The organism is Pseudomonas sp. ICMP 3272 (genome assembly GCF_001466905.1).
GTDB lineage: Bacteria > Pseudomonadota > Gammaproteobacteria > Pseudomonadales > Pseudomonadaceae > Aquipseudomonas > Aquipseudomonas amygdali.
Genome location: NZ_LKEK01000076.1, coordinates 1 through 19,687 on the forward strand (window position 1 = coordinate 1; position 19,687 = coordinate 19,687).

A 19,687-nucleotide genomic window follows, 5' to 3' on the forward strand; every position below is an offset into this window, starting at 1 on the left:
GGACGCTCTGCGTCCTCTCCTGAATAAGCGGCATAGCGTAAATCGATGACGCAGAGCGTCAAGAAGGGCATTCCCACGCTGGAGCGTGCGGAACGATAGGTGTGCGGCAGAATACCAGCGTGCGGTAGCGTGAGGAACGACGCTCCGCAGAACACCATCGTGCCCATGCTCCGCGTGGGTATGACGTTCCGGACGCTCTGCGTCCTCTCCTGAATAAGCGGCGTAGCGTAAATCCATGACGCAGAGCGTCAAGAAGGGCATTCCCACGCTGGAGCGTGCGGAACGATAGGTGTGCGGCAGAACACTATCGTGCCCATGCCCACCGCCGGATTTCACCAAACCTGCCGCTACAAGGCATACTTGCCGCCTTCTCATTCGCGAACCGTAAACGCCTCATGCGCATCCATGTCAGCTTCATCGACCGCGTCGGTATCACCCAGGAAGTGCTGGCGATCCTGGGTGGGCGCAATCTGAACCTGGATGCCGTGGAGATGGTACCGCCCAACGTCTACATCGACGCGCCCACCCTCAGCCACCAGATGCTCGAAGAGCTCAAGGACGCGCTGTTTCGGGTTCGTGGGGTAGAAGCAATCACTGTGGTCGACATCCTGCCGGGTCAGCGCCGCCATCTGCAACTGGACGCGCTGCTCGCCGCCATGACCGACCCAGTACTGGCACTGGACAGCGCCGGGCATGTGCTGCTGGCCAATCCCGCGTTGATCGCACTGATCGGGCGGGAACCTGCGGGCGAACCCATTGCTGAACTGTTCGCCGACCCCGGTCTGCAAGCAGCATTGCTGGAAAACAGTTTTCGACTACCACTGCGCGAAATCACCCTCAACGGTGAAGCGCTGTTGCTGGATGCCACCCCGATCACCGAGGCGGGTGCGCTGATTACCCTGTACCTGCCCAGCCGTATCGGTGAGCGCCTGTCGGCGCTGCATCACGATCACGCCGAAGGTTTCGATGCGCTGCTCGGCGAGTCAGCCGCAATCCGCACCCTCAAGGCGCGCGCGCAACGTGTGGCGGCGCTGGATGCACCGTTGCTGATTCAAGGTGAGACCGGCACCGGTAAAGAACTGGTAGCGCGGGCTTGCCACGCCAGCAGCGCGCGTCACGGCGAGCCATTCCTGGCGCTGAACTGCGCGGCGCTGCCGGAAAACCTGGCTGAAAGCGAACTGTTCGGTTATGCCCCGGGCGCCTTCACCGGCGCCCAGCGCGGTGGCAAGCCGGGGCTGATGGAATTGGCCAATCAGGGCACCGTGTTTCTTGATGAAATCGGCGAAATGTCGCCTTATCTGCAAGCCAAACTGCTGCGCTTTCTCAACGATGGCAGCTTCCGGCGTGTCGGTGGAGACCGGGAGGTCAGGGTCAATGTGCGTATCCTCAGCGCTACCCACCGCGACCTGGAAAAAATGGTCAGCGAAGGCACTTTCCGTGAAGACCTTTTCTACCGCCTCAACGTCCTCAATCTCGAGGTACCGCCGCTGCGCGAACGCGGGCAGGACATTCTGCTGCTGGCCCGCTACTTCATGGAACAGGCCTGCGCGCAGATTCAGCGTCCAGTGTGCAGGCTTGCGCACGGCACCTACCCTGCTCTGCTGGGCAATCGCTGGCCGGGCAATGTTCGTCAATTGCAGAACGTGATTTTCCGTGCTGCCGCCATCTGCGAACACACTCAAGTGGATATAGGCGATCTGGATATCGCAGGCACTGCAGTTGCGCATCCGCACGACAGCCCCGTGGACAGCCTCGAACATGCCGTCGAGGCATTTGAAAGAAATCTGCTGGAAAAACTTTACGCAGACTACCCATCTACCCGTCAGTTGGCCGCGCGCCTGCATACTTCGCACACCGCCATCGCTCATCGGCTGCGAAAATATGGAATATCGGGCAAGCGCTAATCTATTGACGCCATTTATCGAAAATATATTCCGAAAAGATTCATTTAATAACCAAGCTGCCGATACTGATCTGGTATGGTCCACAAACCTCTTATCATCCATTTGAGTGGATGTCCGTAAGTGTGATTACGGCCGTAATGGCAGAAAGGTCAGGTAGTACCGGGAAGTGATATGTCAACCCCGCCAGCAGACCGCCCGCTTGCCGATCCTCAGTCTCGTGCTGAAAAAATCGTCGAATCTCGCCGTCAGAAAATCCTGCTCAAAACCGGCGCGCTGCAGGACGCGATTTTCAACAGCGCCTACTTCTCCAGCATCGCGACCGACGAACACGGCGTCATCCAGATATTCAACGTGGGTGCCGAACGCATGCTCGGTTACCACTCTGAAGATGTGGTCGACAAAATCACGCCGGCAGATATCTCCGACCCCGCCGAGCTGATCATCCGCGCGGCAGCGCTCAGCCATGAACTGAACACGCCCATCACGCCGGGCTTTGAGGCACTGGTATTCAAGGCTTCGCGTGGCATCGAAGACATCTACGAATTGACCTACATCCGCAAGGACGGCAGCCGCCTGTCGGCCATGGTGTCGGTCACTTCACTGCGAGACAGCGCCGAAACCATCATTGGTTATCTGCTGATCGGCACCGACAACACCGCGCGCAAGCAGGAAGAGGAAGCCCAGGCTCTACTGGATCAGCGGTTGCGTGACCAGCAGTTCTACACCCGCTCGCTGATCGAATCGAACATCGACGCGCTGATGATGACCGACCCGCAAGGCATCATTTCCGACGTCAACAAGCAGATGATGGCGCTGACCGGGCGTACCCGTGATGAGTTGATCGGCGCGCCCTGCAAAAACTTCTTCACAGACCCGGCGAGTGCCGATGCCGCGATCAAACGCGTGCTCAGCGAACATAAGGTCAGCGACTACGAACTCACCGTGCGTGCCTACGACGGCACCGAAACCGTGGTGTCCTACAACGCTGCGACTTTTCATGACCGGGATCGCAAGCTCAAGGGTGTCTTCGCTGCCGCCCGGGACGTGACCGAGCGCAAGCGCTTCGAACGCACGCTGGAAGAAAAAAACGTCGAGCTGGAACACGCCAGCCATATGAAGTCCGAGTTCCTTGCCACCATGTCCCACGAGTTGCGCACACCGCTGAACGCCGTCATCGGTTTTTCCGAGGCGCTCAAGGACGGTATGGTCGGCGACATGACCGATGCCCAGCGACGGTACATCGGCGATATCTTCAACAGCGGCCAGCATCTGCTCTCGCTGATTAATGACATTCTCGACCTGTCCAAGGTCGAAGCCGGAATGATGACCCTGGAGCTTGAACCGGTCGATCTGGACGAATTGCTGAGCAACAGTCTGTTGATCGTTCGCGAGCAAGCCGCCCTGCAACGCATTCAGTTGAAACTGGAAACAGATGCCGACTTCGGCCTGCTTGAGCTGGATCGGCGCAAGACCAAGCAGATTGTCTACAACTTGCTGGCCAACGCAGTGAAATTCAGCGAACCCGGCGGCTGGGTGACCCTGGCGGTGCGCCAAGTGTCATTTGCTCAGGCAGGCGTCATCGAGGGTGACTGGCCAGCACACACCTTTCCATTGCCGTCCAGTGACTACGAACAGTTTCTGGAACTGAGCGTCAGCGACACAGGAATCGGTATCGCCCAAAGCGATATGAACAAGCTGTTCAAAGCCTTCAGTCAGATCGACAGTGGTCTGGCACGTAAATTCGAGGGCACCGGGCTGGGTCTGGCGATGGTCAAGCAGCTGACCGAACTGCATGGCGGCTGCGTTGCGGTCGCAAGCGTCAAGGACCTCGGTGCACGCTTTGTGGTCTGGCTGCCGATCCGCCCGCCTGAATTCGAGGAGGCACGATGGCCCAGATCCTGATCATTGAAGACAATGCGGCGAATATGCGCCTGGCGGAGCTGTTACTGACCAGCGCCGGTCACAGCGTACTGTCGGCAGTCGATGCCGAAAGCGGCCTGAAACTGGCTCGCGAGCGCCAGCCCGACCTGATCCTGATGGACATCCATCTGCCGGAAATGGACGGCCTTACCGCCACGTCGCTATTGAAGAAAGACGCCGGCACAGCCGCGATCCCGGTGGTCGCCTTGACCGCAATGGCCATGAAGGAAGACAAGGAAAAGATCCGTCTGGCGGGCTGCAACGCTTATGTCATCAAGCCGTTGCGCTACAAGGAGCTGTACCGGGTCATCGACACCCTGCTGGAAAAAAATCTGCCTCAACAGTCCATTACCTGAGCATTCGATATGACCCAGAGCGCCGCGACCATCCTGATTATCGATGACGACGTCCATGTCCGGGACCTGCTGGAGGTGCTCTTGCAGAACCAGGGTTATCGGACACTGACGGCGGAATCAGGCGAGCTGGCGCTGGCCATGGTCAAACAACAGGCACCCGACCTGATCCTGCTCGATATCATGATGCCGGGCATGGACGGCTATGAAGTCGCCACCCAGCTCAAGGCCGAAAAGGGCACCGCCAATATACCGATCATCATGCTCTCGGCACTCGACGAGCAGAGTGCGCGTTTGTCAGGGCTGGAAGCCGGGGCCGAGGAATACCTCAACAAGCCAGTGGACAGCGCCGAACTGTGGCTGCGTGTGCGTAACCTGCTGCGCCTCAAGGCGTTTGGCGACTACCTGAAAAGCCACAGCCTGATCCTCGAAGACCAATTGCAGCAGCGCACCATTGATCTAGAGCGCTTTCGCACGGTGATGGACGCTTCCGAAGACGCGATTTTCCTGATCAACCGCAACACCATGAGCCTGATCGAATTCAACCGCCGCGCCTGTCAATTGCTCGGCTACACCGCCGAGGAGCTTTCACACAAGACGCCTGCCGAACTGGGCGAAACGTCCATGGAGCAGCTTGAGGTCGTGTACGACCAGATCATCGCCGGCAAAGGTCCCAGCGAACCACTGGAAACCCAGATTCGCGACAAGAGCGGACGCGATGTCGAGGTCGAAATCCATCGCCAGGCCTACCGTACCGGCGAGGACTGGGTCATCGTCGGCATCGTCCGCGACATCACCCGGCGCAAGGAAAGCGATCAGCGCCTGCTGACCATGGCCCACTACGACACACTCACCGGCCTGCCCAACCGGGACCTGTTTTTTACCAGCCTGCAAATGGGCATGACCCAGGCGGCCATCAGTCGCTGGAAGCTGGCGGCCCTGACGGTCAATATCGACGGTTTCAAGAATATCAACGAAACCTGGGGGCATGTGCTGGGCGATGAGGTGCTGCTGGAGGTCAGCCGCCGACTGTCGAACTGCCTGAATGCCAGCGACACCCTTGGCCGCGTGGACGGCGATCAGTTCGCCCTGATTCTGATGCTTCGTCCCGGCCAGGCGGATACCCGGCAAACGCTCGAGCGCATCCGCAACGCATTGCGAGCGCCCTTCCATATAGAAGGCCAGAGCCTGGTCATGACCGCCAGCATCGGTATTGCGCTGTACCCGGAGGACGGCCAAGACTCACGCGAGCTGATCAGACACGCCTACACCGCCATGAACAGCGCCCGAAAAATCGGCCCGGACAACTACCGGTTCTATACGCCGCAGATGAACGCTGACGTCTCGGCACGCCTGGACCTCGAAGCGGCCTTGCGTGACGCCGTGCAAAAACAGGCGTTCGAGATTGTCTACCAGCCTAAACTCAACCTGACTGACAACCGGGTATGCGGGCTTGAAGCCTTGCTGCGCTGGCCGCGCCCTGGCCAGTCAGGCATTTCGCCCGCCGTATTCGTTCCGGTGCTGGAAAGTCTGGGGTTGATCGGTGAAGTCGGCAACTGGGTCGTCGACAGCGTTTGCGCCCAGATTGCGCGCTGGCAACGTTCCGGGCTGGGCTCTTTTCAGGTGGCAGTCAACATCTCCGGGCAGCAGATTTCCAGCAGCAGTCTGGTGGCCGACATTCGTCAGGCACTTGAGAAACACAAGGTTGCGCCGCAGTGGCTGGAGGTCGAACTGACGGAAAGCTCGTTGATGGAAAACACCTCTCACACCATCGCTACCCTGGGTGCGCTACGCGCCAATGGCGTGAGTATTTCCATCGACGATTTCGGCACCGGCTATTCAAGTCTGGCTTACTTGCGCCGATTCCCTATCGACAAGCTTAAAATCGATATCGCATTCATTCGCGAAGTGACCAGCAACCCACAGGACGCGGCCATTGCCAGAGCCATCATTGAACTGGCTCACAGCCTCGACCTGAAGGTTATCGCCGAAGGTGTGGAAACACCCGAGCAACTGGCGTTTCTGCGTGAAAACCATTGCGATCAAATCCAGGGTTACCTGATCAGCAAGCCGCTACCGCTTGGAGAGCTCGAAGTCTTTCTTCGATCACCGGCAAGCCGCGTCGGGTAATACGGCATGATCGGCACAGGAGCTGCCGATCATGTCTTTTTTGAAGGAGTTCGCTGCATGCGGTGTTTGCCAGCTGTACTTTTAGGGATGCTAAGTGTGGCGGGACTGGCTCAGGCGCAAACGCCGACCGATGCCGGGCTGATCGAGGACAACGCAGCAGCCAGTACACCCGCCTCGTCCAGCGAGGCCCGGGGCGTATTGCGAGCAACCAATCAGGCGGTCCTCGCCAGCGAGCTGTCCGGCCGTATTACTGACCTGCCTTTCCAGGAAGGCGAGTCGTTCAACAAGGGCGATACCCTCGCCCGCTTCGACTGTTCGGCCTATCAGGCTCAGCTCAATGCCGCACAGGCAGCCAGCCGTGGTGCCAGCGAGGAACTGGCGCACAACCGGCAACTGGCCGCGCTCAACTCAGTGGGCCGCTTCGAGGTGGCACGTGCCGAAGCAAAGCTTTCCGAAACCCAGGCGCAGTCTGGCGTCTATCAGGTGCAGATCAAGCGCTGCAGCGTGGTTGCGCCCTACGACGGGCAAGTCGTCGAGCGCAAGGTGAAGCGTTACGAGAGTGTCGCAGCCGGTACGCCGATGCTCGAAATCGTCGACAACCGCACGCTGGAAATTCACCTGCTGGTGCCCTCGCGCTGGATGAGCAGACTCAAGCCCGGACAAACCTTCAGCTTCGTGCCCGACGAGACCGGTCAGCCACTGACCGCCACCGTCAAGCGCCTCGGTGCGCGTATCGATGAAGGCAGCCAGACATTGCTGCTGATCGCCAGCCTGCCCAAAGCGGAGGGCCTGCTGGGAGGCATGAGCGGTACTGCACATTTTGCGGAGTTCAAGTGAACGCCCCCGCATCCGGCGCGGTTGAACGGGTTTTCGCGCAGTTTCTCGACCTTGAACGATTGACCCGCGCCGCACCTGCGATAGATCAACTGGCCTACAGCCTGGTCAACGACAGCCAGGGGTTGTTCGGCTATCGCCACGCAGCGCTGGTGATCGCCGGCAAGGTGCGCTCAGTGACGGGGGTCAGCGTCATCGAACCCAATGCGCCGTTCGTGGCCTTTGTCGAACATGCCGTCGGCCAGTTGCTGAAACTGGAGCAGGTCAAACCGGCGCGCGTCGTGCACATGGATTCACTCAGTGCATCGGTACGCGATGACTGGAACAGCCTGTCGGCACCGCATGTTTTCTGGCTGCCGCTCCAAGACCGTAAAGGTGAGGTGTTTGGCGGCCTGTGGCTGGCCCGCGACACGCCGTGGACACCCGCAGAGCAAATCCTGCTGGCGCAACTGGGCGATACCTGCAGCCATGCCTGGCTCGCCTTGCAGCCCGGAAAACCGTGGCGCTTGCGTTTCAACCGCAAGCGTCAGGCCTTGCTGGTGATGCTGGCGCTGCTGTGCCTGCTGATTCCGGTGCGTCAGTCGGTACTGGCACCCGCCGAAGTCGTACCGCTGGGCGGACGCGTGGTGGCTGCGCCGCTGGATGGCGTGGTGGCCGAGTTTCTGGTCAAGCCCAATCAGGTCGTCAAGACCGGGGACCTGCTGCTGCGTTTCGAGAACACGACCCTCAAGGCTCAGGCTGATGTAGCCGAACGGGCACTGGGCGTTGCCGAAGCGGAACTGAAAGCCAACTCGCAGCGTTCTTTCGCCGATGCCGAATCCAGTTCACGAATCGACCTGCTGGCGGCCCGCGTCGAGCAGAAGCGTGCCGAGCGCGATTATGCCCGTGAACTGCTTAAACGCAGCGAAGTACGCGCCGAACGCGACGGTATCGCGGTATTTGCCGATGCCCAGCGCTGGCTTGGCAAGCCGGTACAGACGGGCGAACGACTGCTGGAAATTGCCGACCCGACCCAGGCCGAACTGCGTATCGAGCTGGCAGTTGGCGACGCCATCGCCCTGCAACCGGATGCCGAAATCGCATTGTTTCTGGACAGCGACCCGCTGCAACGGCACGCCGCCCGCCTTGAGCGAGCAGCCTATGAGGCCCAGCCCACGCCGGGCGGGCAACTGGCGTATCGTCTGGATGCGAGCTTTCTCGATTCGCCGCCACCCAGGATCGGGCTGCGTGGCACAGCCAAGGTATTCGGCGACCGTGCTCCGCTGGCGCTGTACCTGCTGCGTCGTCCTCTTGCCGGCCTGCGTCAAAGTGTAGGCCTGTAATGAACCTGCCCAACCTGCGTGCGGACTTGCAGCTAACACCTGCCGCACCGGCCCTTGACGGTTCGCCACGCTGGACCCTGGCCGACCCGGTGCGCGGTCGCTATTTCAAGCTTGGCAGCCAGGCCATTCGCCTGTTGCGTCATTGGGCGCTGGGTGACGCTTCACAGGTGCTGCAAGCGGCCAATCGCGAGCCGGGCCTGCCGTTGGGCAACACCGAGATTGAAGAACTGCTGCGTTTTTTACGCGGCCATGACCTGATCGCAGCGCGCGACCCGGAACAGCGCGCCAGTTACACCTACAAGGCATCGGCGGCACGTCATGGGCTGTGGCAGATGCTCTTGCATCAATACCTGTTTTTTCGCATCCCGCTCTGGCGTCCGGACGCATTTCTCAACAAGGCCTGGCCGTGGCTGGCGCGCTACGGTTCAAGGCTGCTGCGCTACGGGCTGCCACTCACGCTGGGGCTGGGAATTTTTCTGGTAGCCCGGGACTGGCAACGCTTCATCGGCACCTTTCCCCACCTGTTCAGCCTGGGTGGCGCGCTGGCATTCGGTATAGCGCTGTTTTTCGCCAAACTCTGCCATGAGTTCGGCCATGCCTTCATGGCCAAGCGTGCTGGCTGCCGAGTGCAGAGCATGGGCGTGGCGTTCATGGTCCTGTTGCCGTTGTTCTATACCGATGTCAGCGATGCCTGGCGGGTCAACGATCGACGTGCCCGCCTGCTGATCGGCGCAGGCGGCGTGCTGGCGGAAATGCTGCTGGCCTGTATCGCCTTGCTGGCCTGGTCACTGCTGCCCGACGGGCCGGCGCGCACCGCAGCATTCATGCTCGCCAGCGCGACGTGGCTGACCACTGTGGTGGTCAACCTCAACCCGTTCATGCGCTTTGATGGTTACTTTCTGATCAGCGATTTTTGGGAAGTCGACAATCTTCAGGGCCGGGCTTTCGCCCTGTGTCGCTGGCGACTGCGCGAGGCGCTGTTCGGCTACGGCCTTCCCGCACCGGAGCCGTGGTCAGCGGCCATGCAGCGTCGTCTGCTGTGGTGGGGGTATCTGTCCTGGTTGTGGCGTGCAGCACTGTTTTTCGGTATCGCGCTGGCGGTCTACCATCTGTTTTTCAAGTTGCTGGGGATTTTCCTGATGCTGGTGGAGCTGGGCTGGTTCATTTTCCTGCCGATTTTCAAGGAATGTCGCCACTGGTGGTCACACCGCGAACAGGCGTACGCACCCCGTGTGCTGCTCAGTGCGACAGGCTTGCTGGCATTGCTTTTGTTGCTCATCGTGCCGTGGCACAGCAGTGTCGAGTTGCCGGTGATGCTGGAAGCCGAAAGCGTGACGGCCATTCACGCCCCGGCCGCTGCCAGAGTCAGGCAGGTGAATGTGCACGACGGCCAGAAGGTCGAACAAGGCGCCGTGCTGATGGAACTGGAATCTCCGGATATCGACTCGCGGCAAAGTATCGTGCGCCGTGAAATCAACATGTTGCAGTTGCAGATGCGCCGTCAGGCGGGCCGCAGCGAGACCGCCGCCGATGCAGGGATTCTCGAACAGCGTCTGGCCGAAGCCGTTGCCGAGTATCGCGGCCTGGCTGCACGACGCGAACGTCTGCTGTTACGCGCTCCCAAGGCCGGGCAGGTGCGCGACCTGCTGCCCCAGTTGAGCGAAGGTCGCTGGGTTTCAACCAGAGACCCGCTGTTGAGGATTGTCGAGGAAGGCACGCGAATTCGCGGTTACGTGGCCGAGAACGCGCTGTGGCGTATCGCACCTGGTGATCGCGGACGCTTTATTGCCGATGATCCGATGCGTGAGTCGCTGCTCGTGGAGCTTCAGGAAGTCGATGCCAACGGCGTGGCGTGGCTGGATCAAGAGGCGTTGAGTTCCGATCACCACGGACCGATTGCCGTGCGGCGTGACGAAAATCAGCGCGCCGAACCGGTACAGGGCCAGTATGGTGTACGCCTGAAACTGGTCGACAACAGCGCTGCACCGTCCCAGCCGTTGCGTGGCGTAGCGGTGCTGGATGGCCGCAGTGAATCCCTGTTGGGCGCAACCTGGCGCAGGCTTGCCGCCCTGGGAGTAAGAGAAAGCGGGTTCTGAAGCTGACACATGGACAGAGGACAGCAGACATGACAAAAAAACCTTTCACCAATATCGATGGGCTGGTGGTGCGGCCATCGAGAGAAACCGACAGCGCCTTTCTGCAGATGCTCTACCACTCGGCGCGTCCCGATCTGCAATTGATCGACGGCGAACGCGATCAGGTTGAAGACGTTATCGCCCAGCAGTTTCGTGTGCAGGATCTGGGACAGGGAGAAAACTTCCCCAACGCCATGCGCTACGTGGTTGAAAAGCTCGGCACGCCCATCGGCGCGCTGGTCACCGATTTCGGCCACAACGAGATACGCGTGCTGTATCTGGCGTTCATTCCGGCAGCGCGCGGCAAGGGCTACGGGCGCAAGGTTTTGCAGGGTGTGCAGCAAGCCGCCGAACAGATCCGCTGCCCGGTGGCAACAGTGGTCTGGGCCAACAACCCGCATGCTCGCCAGCAATATCTGGCGCTGGGGTTTCAGGTTGAAGAGCAGGATGTGGCAGCGGCGAGACTGATCTGGTATCCAGGCCAGACCGCTGCCTTTTGATCAGTTGAAGCTTATGCAGTAGTAGGCCAGGTTGTCGTCGCGGCCCATGGCGGGAACACGAGAGACGAACACATTCTGTAGCAGGCCCAGCTCCGGCAGTTCGATAGCACAGGCCCCATCGACAAACTCGCTGGGCTCAAGTGACTCAAGTGACACGTTGAACGGCATACGCTGTTGCCGGGCGGCTCGTGCCAGTGGTTTTTCGGCCACTGAGGCGACATTCACAGGCAACTGGCTGCCGTCGCTCATTTGCAACTGGCAGGTATTACCCAGCAGGCTCTGGAAGTGTTCAACGGTAACGTCTTGCAACATAACGCATCTCCAGTGAAATGAGTGGGAAGAGCCCGTCCCTGGACTCGTGTCAGATCAGTCCCTGGTAGGGAAAAGACCCTGCAGGGCGATACTGAAGTTCACCACCAGGAACGGGTTCATGCTGTCGATAGGCAGGCTGCCTCCGACGGGCTGCATGGTTCCGGTGATGGCGGTACTGACGCCCTTCTGCACGACAGGTGCGGTGCCTGCATTGGGCGAAAAGATATTGGCGGAGGTCGGTCCGCTAGTGGAAGCGCCTATGAACGCATTGTCTGTGGTGGGCGCGATGGTCGCCCCGCTCACTGCCGGGTTGGCCAATGTGATAGTGGTGTTTGCGGTCAGCGTGCTCATCTGGTGCACGTGTGCAGGCATGTTGGCGATGGCCACAGTGACCTTCTCAACACCCGATACAGAGCCGATCACCCGGTTGGTGAGGTTGACCCCGGTCCCCTGATTTATCGGCACCCGGCCTTGAAGATTGGGCAACATGAAGTTCTGCGACGGATTCCCTCCATAAATGACGCCCAATAGTGCGTACAAGGCGTTGTACTGACTGATGTTCAATGTTTGTCCATTGCATTGCATCCAGCCAGCAGGCGCAAACGGAAAGCCAAACGTCATGATCGAACCCATAAAAACTTCCATACACCCTCATCCTTCTTCTATGTCATGGAAAACTTCGATCCACCGGGGCACGGTCCACAGGTGGCAGGATAGAAGCGTAGACGCAGTTTTCAGGGTGTAAATGTTTTTGCAAATGACCGTTATCCGTCGCACATCCAGTGACACTCAACAGTCATTGTCGGAAAGTTCACTACCGTTCATCTGATACTCATCATTCTTTCATCGGGAAAACCCTAATAAAACCGGGAGGGAGAACGCCACATCAGTTTTTTTAACGCTCCCATCCCTCAAGACATGCTGGCTCCTGTCGAACTACTGGCATATGAATGCACTTTGTTACGTAGTTCACACACTCGTATAAACAGTTGTTTTTCCGGGGCGCATGGATGCAAAAATTCCACTTCATTGCAGGTTTGCCACGATCGGGCTCCACCCTGCTATCAGCCATTCTCCTGCAAAACCCGCGCTTTCATGCGGGTATGAGCAGCCCGGTTGGCTCTCTTTTCTCCAGTATTCTTGGCCAGTGCAGCGCTGGCAGTGAATTCTCCTCGGTGATCAACACCGATGTGCGTCGTCGCTTGTTGCGCGGGGTTTTCGAGTCCTACTACGCCGACAAGGCCGATAAAGACGTGGTGTTCGATACAAACCGGGGCTGGTGTTCACGCCTGCCCGCGCTCATGGACCTGTTCCCGCAAAGCAAAGTGATTGCCTGCGTGCGTAACGTCGCCTGGGTCATGGACAGTATCGAACGTTTGTACCGCGCCAACCCTTTTGAAAACACCAAGCTGTTCAACGATGACGTGGAACGCAATACGGTCTACAGCCGGGTCGAGACGCTGGCGCAGCGCAATCGTCTGGTGGGCTTTGCCTGGGCATCGCTCAAGGAAGCCTATTACGGCGAGCATGCCGACTCGATTCTGTTGATCGATTACGAACTGCTGTCCCAAGCCCCGGAACGGGTCATACGGCTGGTCTACGACTTCATCGAAGAACCGTGGTTTGAACACGACTTCAACAACCTCGCCTATGACGCCCCGCAGTTCGACGATGCGCTGGGCGTATCAGGCCTGCACAAGGTCAAGCCGCGCGTTGCGCTGGAGCAAAGGCCCACCATCCTGCCGCCCGACCTGTTCGAGCAGTATTCAAAGTTGTCGTTCTGGAATGACGGGTCTGCCAGCGCAGCCAATGTCATCCGCATGAAATCAGACGCCGCCGTTAACTGACTGCGGTTTTATCACTCGTAACGTTCGATCTCTGGTGAGCAACATGTGGTGGAATAAACAAAAATCGCGGACTGCAAAGCGGGCACCGTCGAGTGCAACCTCCCCCGTTTCGCCCATGATCATGTCTCTCGAACCGCGCATGCTGTTCGACGGTGCGGTCGCAGCCACCGTTGCTGAAGCGGCCCAGCCGGACAGCCAGCCCACGCCCGACGCATCGGCCAAAAGCGCCGAGCAGGCCAACAGCGCCAGTAACGACCATCACGCGCAAGCGCCAGCCTCTTCGGACGTGGCCGCAACGCCTGCCGCCGTGCCCGGCACCACCGTCGTGTTCGTCGACTCACGGGTAAAGGATTCGGCCAGCCTGCTGGCGGGCGTTGCGCCCGGTGCGCAAGTGGTCGAACTGGACGCCACCAAGGATGGCCTGCAACAGATTGCCGATTACCTGGAGTCTCATCAGGGCGTCAGCTCAGTGCAGATCATTGCGCACGGCAACTCCGGCGACCTTTGGCTGGGCAACAGCTATGTTTCCGCGGACAACATCGCGCAACGCAGCGCCCTGCTGGCCGAAATCGGCAACGACATGAATGTCGGTGGCGATATTCTGATCTACGCCTGCAACACCGCCGAGGGCGACACCGGCCTGAGCTTTGTCGACTCGCTGGCAACCCTGACTGGCCGCGATGTTGCTGCGTCCACTAACCGCACCGGCGTGGGTGGCGACTGGGATCTGGAGATTGCCACCGGCAGCATTGAAAGCGTCAGCGCCCTTTCGCGACAGTCGATGGACGCTTACCAGTGGGGGCTGGCAACGTTTACGGTCACCTCCACCAGCAACACCGGCGCAGGCAGCTTGCGTGACGCGCTGACCAATGCCCAGAACGGCGATATCGTAACCTTTTCGACCGGCATGACCGTCGCGCTGCAAAGCCAGCTGGTGGTCAGCAAGAACATCACCATCGACGGCGACCTGAACAACGACGGCGTCGCGGACGTCACCCTCGATGGGCAGAACAGAACCAGCGTGATCCGGGTCAATTCCGGGGTCACAGCCACACTTGATGGCGTGATCATTACCCGAGGCGTGGCCAGCACGGCGGGCGCCAGCAGTGGTGCGACCATTGCGGCCTCTGATGCACTGGGCGGCGGAATCAACAACGCCGGCAACCTCACGCTGCGCAATGTCACCGTCACTGCCAACTCGGCAGCGGGTGGTGGCGGTGGCGGTGGCGTCAACTCGCCAAACGTGGGTGGTGGTGGTGGTGGTGGCGGCGGCATCGGCGGGCAGAACGGTGCTGCGGGTGGCAGTGCCGGCACCTATACATCCACCGCCCCGTCAGCCAATACCGGCGGCAACGGGGCATCGTTCAGCACTGCTTACCTGGCCGGCCAAGGCGGTAACTCCTCAGGAGGCGGCGCAGGAGGGTATGGCACGCCTGTCGGTTACACCAACGGCGGCGCAGGCGGCACCGCGACCAGCGGAGGTCGGACCATCGGTGGGGGTGGCGGCGGCTCTGGGTTTGACGCCAATGGGGGCAGAGGCGGCTCGGCAGTTGGCGGCATTTACAACGCCTCGACCGGCACTCTGGCGATCATCGGCACGTCGACCATCAGCAACAACATCGGTGCAGGCGGTGGTGGTGGTGGCGGCGGCACGGTTGGTGGCAACGGTGGCCGTGGCATCGGCGCGATCTGGAACAAAGGCACACTCAACATCACTTCCAGCAACAACGCGGCGATGACTGGCAACGTGGGTGGCAGCGGATCTGGCGGACAAGCGACCAGCGGCGGCACCAATGGCTCCTCGCCTACCGCCGTCACTAATATCTTCAACGATGGCGGCACGCTCAACGCCACCTACGCCTCAGACACGACGGCACCAACGGGCATCAGCATCGTGATTGCCAATTCGTCGCTGAGCTCGGGTGGCACATCGGCGGTCACCTTCACGTTCAGTGAGCCGGTATTCGGCCTGGAAATCTCCGAAATCACCGTGCCCAACGGTACGTTGAGCAACCTGGTGACCACCAACAACATTACCTGGACAGCCACTCTTACGGCCTCCAGCAATACTTCCGCCAATTCCAATGCAATTAGCCTGCCGTTATCGGCGGTGCAGGACTCAGCCGGCAATATCGGTACCGGGACAGTGACCTCCAACAACTACGCAGTGTCCGATACCGTTCCGCCGACAGTGACTGTCGTGGTAGCAGACACCGCACTGGCGGCGGGTGAAACATCACTGGTCACCTTTACGTTCAGTGAAGCGGTCACCGGCTTCGACAATACCGACATCTCGGTGGCCAATGGCACATTGACCGCTGTGAGCAGCAGTGATGGCGGCAAAACCTGGACCGCGACCCTGACACCGACCGCCAACCTGACCAGCACCACCAACCAGATCAGCCTCAACCGGGCAGGCGTGCAGGATCTGTCCGGAAACGCCGGTTCAGGCACTGCCACGTCCAACAACTACGCCATCGACACGGCGCGTCCGACCGCAACCATCGTGCTGGCCGACAACTCCCTGAGCATTGGTGAAACCTCGCAGGTGACCATCACCTTCAGTGAGGCGGTGTCCGGTTTCACCAACGCGGACCTGACCGTCGTCAACGGCACCCTGAGTGCCGTGACCACCAGCAACAATATTGTCTGGAACGCGACATTCACGCCGACCAACAACATTACCGACAGCACCAACGTGATCACCCTGGACAACACAGGGGTCACCGATGCGGCGGGCAACACGGGTTCGGGAACCACAACCTCGAACAATTACGCCATCGATACCCAGCGCCCGACTGCAAGCATTCTGGTGGCAGACGCCAGTCTCACGGCCGGTGAAACATCACTGGTGACGATTACCTTCAGCGAGGCCGTCAGCGGTTTCACCAACGCCGACCTGACAGTGCCCAACGGCACCTTGAGCACCGTCACCAGCAGCGATGGCGGCATCACCTGGACGGCGACCTACACGCCGAACAACAACGTCAACGACACTACCAACGTGATCAGCCTGAGCAACGCAGGTGTAACGGATCTGGCTGGCAATGCCGGGTCCGGCACCAGCAACTCGGGCAACTTCACCATCGACACCGTGCGCCCGAGCGCTACAGTGGTTGTGGCCGACAGCGCCCTTTCCGCGGGTGAAACCTCGCTGGTGACGATTACCTTCAGCGAGGCCGTATCCGGGTTCACCAATGCCGACCTGACCGTCTCCAATGGCACCTTGAGCACAGTGAGCAGCAGCGACGGCGGCGTCACCTGGACCGCGACCCTCACGCCAACCGCAAACGTAACCGACACCACCAACCTGATCACGCTGGATGCGAGCGGCGTTGCCAATGCTTCCGGCAACGCAGGCACCGGCACCATCAGTTCCAACAATTACGCCATCGACACCCAGCGCCCGACGGCCAGCATCGTAGTGGCCGACAACGCGCTGGCCATCGGTGAAGCTTCGCTGGTGACTATCACCTTCAGCGAGGCGGTGACCGGCTTTACCAACGCCGACCTGACCATCAGCAATGGCACCCTGAGCACGGTGAGCAGCAGCGATGGCGGTGTTACCTGGACGGCAACCCTGACGCCGACAGCAGGTATCACCAGCAACAGCAATTCGGTGACGCTGAACAACGCTGGCGTGGCCGATCAGGCGGGTAACGCAGGCAGTGGGCTGAGCACCTCGAACAATTACGCCATCGACACAGTACGCCCGACTGCGAGTATCACAATGTCGGACAATGCCTTGACCGCAGGTGAAACCTCGCTGGTCACCATCACCTTCAGCGAGGCAGTGAGCGGCTTTACCAACGCTGACCTGAGCGTACCGAACGGCACGCTGAGCACGGTCAGCAGCAGCGACGGTGGTGTCACCTGGACCGCGACCTACACACCGAATGCCAATGTTGCCGATACCACTAACGTCATCACGCTGAACAATACCGGCGTGAACGATCTGGCAGGCAATATCGGCAGCGGCACAACCGATTCCGGCAATTTCACCATTGCCACACAGCAGCCGACCGCCACCGTCGTGGTCGCCGACAGCGCGTTGTCTGTGGGCGAAACCTCGCTGGTCACCATCACCTTCAGCGAAGCGGTCCTCGGCTTCAATAATGCCGACCTGACGGTCGAGAACGGTACGTTGAGTGCGGTCAGCAGCAGTGACGGCGGTATAACCTGGACCGCGACCTTCACGCCGAACGCAAACGTGACCGACGCAAGCAACCTGATCACTCTGGACAACACCGGTTTCACCAATGGTTCCGGCGTGACCGGTAGCGGCATCACGTCCTCGAACAACTACGCCATCGACACCCAGCGCCCGACCGCAACCATTGTGGTGGCCGACAATGCGCTGGCCGTCGGTGAAACCTCTCTGGTAACGATTACGTTCAGCGAAGCGGTCAGCGGTTTCACCAATGCGGACCTGAACATTGCCAACGGCACCCTGAGCGCGGTCACCAGCAGCGATGGCGGTATTACCTGGACGGCAACGCTAACCCCAACCTCAGGCATTAGCAGCGCAAGCAACTCGGTGACGCTGAACAATGGCGGCGTGACTGACCTGGCCGGTAACGCTGGCAGCGGCCTGACGCTCTCCAATAACTACGCCATCGACCAGACGCGACCGACCGCCAGCATCGTAATAGCTGACAACGCCCTTTCGGCGGGTGAAACCTCACTGGTCACTATCACCTTCAGTGAGGCAGTCAGTGGTTTCGATAACAGCGACCTGAACGTACCGAACGGTACGCTGAGCACGGTCAGCAGCAATGACGGCGGCATCACCTGGACTGCCACCTTCACACCAAACGCAAACGTGAATGCCAGCACCGGGCAGATCAGCCTGAACAGCGCAGGTGTCACCGACCTGGCGGGCAACGCGGGCAGCGGCATCATCAGTTCGGCAAGTTTCGCCGTCGACACGACCAGACCTTCCGCCACCATCGTGGTGGCCGACAATGCCCTGTCCGCAGGCGAAACGACTCTGGTCACGTTCACGTTCAGTCAGGCGGTCAGCGGGTTCAGCAACGCCGACCTGAGTGTCGCCAATGGCACGCTCAGCGCGGTTTCCAGCAGCGATGGCGGCATCACCTGGACTGCCACCTTCACACCAAACGCAAACGTGACCGATGCAAGCAACCTGATCACGCTGGATAACACTGGCGTGACCAATGCGTCGGGCAGTACCGGCAGCGGCACCACGGCCTCGAACAACTACGCCATCGATACTCAACGCCCGACTGCGACCATCACCGTCGCCAATCCGAACCTGGCCATCGGTCAAACCTCGCTGGTGACCTTCGCCTTCAGCGAGCGCGTGACCAATTTCGATCTGTCGGACATCAGTGTCGGCAACGGCAGCCTGTCCGGCCTGAGCAGCGGCGACGGCGGCCTCACCTGGACGGCAACGCTGACGCCGGATGCCAATATCACCGCAGCCAACAACTTCATCGTTCTGGACAGCGGCAGAGTCAATGATCTGGCCGGCAACGCGGGCGCAACAGTCGCGCTGTCCAGCAATTACAGCATCGATAACCAGCGTCCGACAGCGAGCATTTCCATCGCCAATCCAAACCTGGCGACGGGTCAGACATCACTGGTGACTTTTGCCTTCAGCGAGCCGGTGAATAACTTCACTCTGGCGGATGTCAGCGTGGCCAACGGCACGCTGTCCAACCTGGCCAGCAGCGATGGCGGAGCCACCTGGACCGCGACCCTGACGCCGACTGCGAACGTCACTGACCCGAGCAACTTCATTGTGCTGGACAGCAGCACAGTGACTGACCGGGCAGGCAACGCAGGGACAGGCATCGCGCTGTCTCCCAACTACGCCATCACGACCACGTCGCTGACCGGAGACCCGCAGTTCCGGATAGACGCGCCAGCACCGCTGGTCAACACACCCAATCTGCCACTGCAGCCAGCCCTGTTCGGTCCGCCAACCGGCAATCTGGGTTCGCCGTTGAGCTTCTCGCCGTTGTTCGAACAGCGCACTACCGGGGGTGATCTGCCGCCTGTGGGCAATATCTTCATCACCAACCGCGCCCTGGCACCCAGCTTCATTGCCCAGGTGTTCGACTCCAGCAGTGTCGGCGGCCCGGGTTCCGGGTTCACAGGCTTCAACAGCGGCGAAGGCAGTGTGTTCGGCACCAGTACGCTGTCGACGCTTTTTTCCCGCGAATCCGCGACGGACAGCTCGACGGCGGGCGCCTTCAACAGCGCTGGCAGCAACGGCCTGCGAGACTCATCACAAAGCATCCAGGCCGGTTTCGGCGCGCTGACGCTGGGTCAGCAGTTGCAACAGATAACTGATAACGAGCAAGAAAAACTGCGCGCACTGGCATGGGCTTTAGGGGAAGTCGGTGTGAGTGAAGCGCAAGCCTGAAACAGGGTTTGGTAATGCGTCGTAGCTGTACGGCGCTCA

12 protein-coding genes are annotated in these 19,687 nt (G+C 60.1%); 10 read left to right on the forward strand and 2 right to left on the reverse strand.

Features of this window, described 5'->3' with window-relative positions:
• The first annotated feature begins 395 nt into the window (after positions 1-395).
• From AO068_RS21425 to AO068_RS21460, 8 genes are all read left to right on the forward strand, one after another.
• The gene (locus tag AO068_RS21425; protein WP_057402354.1) at positions 396-1,904 is read left to right on the forward strand and encodes a sigma-54-dependent transcriptional regulator; all 1,509 of its coding nucleotides are present in this window, start codon (positions 396-398) and stop codon (positions 1,902-1,904) included.
• A gap of 171 nt (positions 1,905-2,075) precedes the next feature.
• Positions 2,076-3,806, forward strand: coding sequence for a PAS domain-containing sensor histidine kinase (locus AO068_RS21430; RefSeq protein ID WP_058402080.1), 1,731 nt, complete (start codon positions 2,076-2,078; stop codon positions 3,804-3,806).
• Positions 3,791-4,180 (forward strand): response regulator, encoded by a 390-nt coding sequence (locus AO068_RS21435; protein ID WP_058402079.1) that lies wholly within the window; start codon positions 3,791-3,793, stop codon positions 4,178-4,180. The genes AO068_RS21430 and AO068_RS21435 overlap by 16 nt, the downstream gene beginning before the upstream one ends.
• A 9-nt stretch (positions 4,181-4,189) precedes the next feature.
• Entirely contained in the window at positions 4,190-6,307 is a 2,118-nt protein-coding gene (locus tag AO068_RS21440) for a putative bifunctional diguanylate cyclase/phosphodiesterase (RefSeq protein WP_058402078.1), read from the forward strand.
• An 87-nt stretch (positions 6,308-6,394) separates the two neighbouring features.
• Entirely contained in the window at positions 6,395-7,144 is a 750-nt protein-coding gene (locus AO068_RS21445) for an efflux RND transporter periplasmic adaptor subunit (RefSeq protein WP_080395032.1), read from the forward strand.
• Positions 7,141-8,463, forward strand: coding sequence for an efflux RND transporter periplasmic adaptor subunit (locus tag AO068_RS21450; RefSeq protein ID WP_058402076.1), 1,323 nt, complete (start codon positions 7,141-7,143; stop codon positions 8,461-8,463). The genes AO068_RS21445 and AO068_RS21450 overlap by 4 nt, the downstream gene beginning before the upstream one ends.
• Entirely contained in the window at positions 8,463-10,559 is a 2,097-nt protein-coding gene (locus tag AO068_RS21455) for an HlyD family efflux transporter periplasmic adaptor subunit (protein ID WP_058409391.1), read from the forward strand. The genes AO068_RS21450 and AO068_RS21455 overlap by 1 nt, the downstream gene beginning before the upstream one ends.
• A gap of 29 nt (positions 10,560-10,588) precedes the next feature.
• Positions 10,589-11,098 carry a GNAT family N-acetyltransferase gene (locus tag AO068_RS21460; protein ID WP_044318610.1) on the forward strand — a complete coding sequence of 170 codons (510 nt, stop codon included), beginning with the start codon at positions 10,589-10,591 and terminating at the stop codon, positions 11,096-11,098.
• Here AO068_RS21460 and AO068_RS21465 read toward each other — a convergent pair whose 3' ends face one another.
• Both AO068_RS21465 and AO068_RS21470 read right to left on the reverse strand, forming a co-directional pair.
• Positions 11,099-11,410, reverse strand: coding sequence for a DUF6916 family protein (locus AO068_RS21465; RefSeq protein WP_058402074.1), 312 nt, complete (start codon positions 11,408-11,410; stop codon positions 11,099-11,101).
• 54 nt (positions 11,411-11,464) lie between these two features.
• Positions 11,465-12,055, reverse strand: coding sequence for a phage tail protein (locus AO068_RS21470; RefSeq protein WP_058409392.1), 591 nt, complete (start codon positions 12,053-12,055; stop codon positions 11,465-11,467).
• A gap of 365 nt (positions 12,056-12,420) precedes the next feature.
• Between AO068_RS21470 and AO068_RS21475 the strand changes: the two genes are divergently transcribed.
• Both AO068_RS21475 and AO068_RS21480 read left to right on the forward strand, forming a co-directional pair.
• Entirely contained in the window at positions 12,421-13,257 is an 837-nt protein-coding gene (locus AO068_RS21475; RefSeq protein WP_054996688.1) for a sulfotransferase family protein, read from the forward strand.
• Positions 13,258-13,396: 139 nt separating this feature from the next.
• Positions 13,397-19,648: an Ig-like domain-containing protein gene (locus AO068_RS21480; RefSeq protein ID WP_058409399.1), complete on the forward strand. Its 6,252-nt coding sequence runs from the start codon at positions 13,397-13,399 to the stop codon at positions 19,646-19,648.
• The last annotated feature ends 39 nt before the right edge of the window (positions 19,649-19,687 follow it).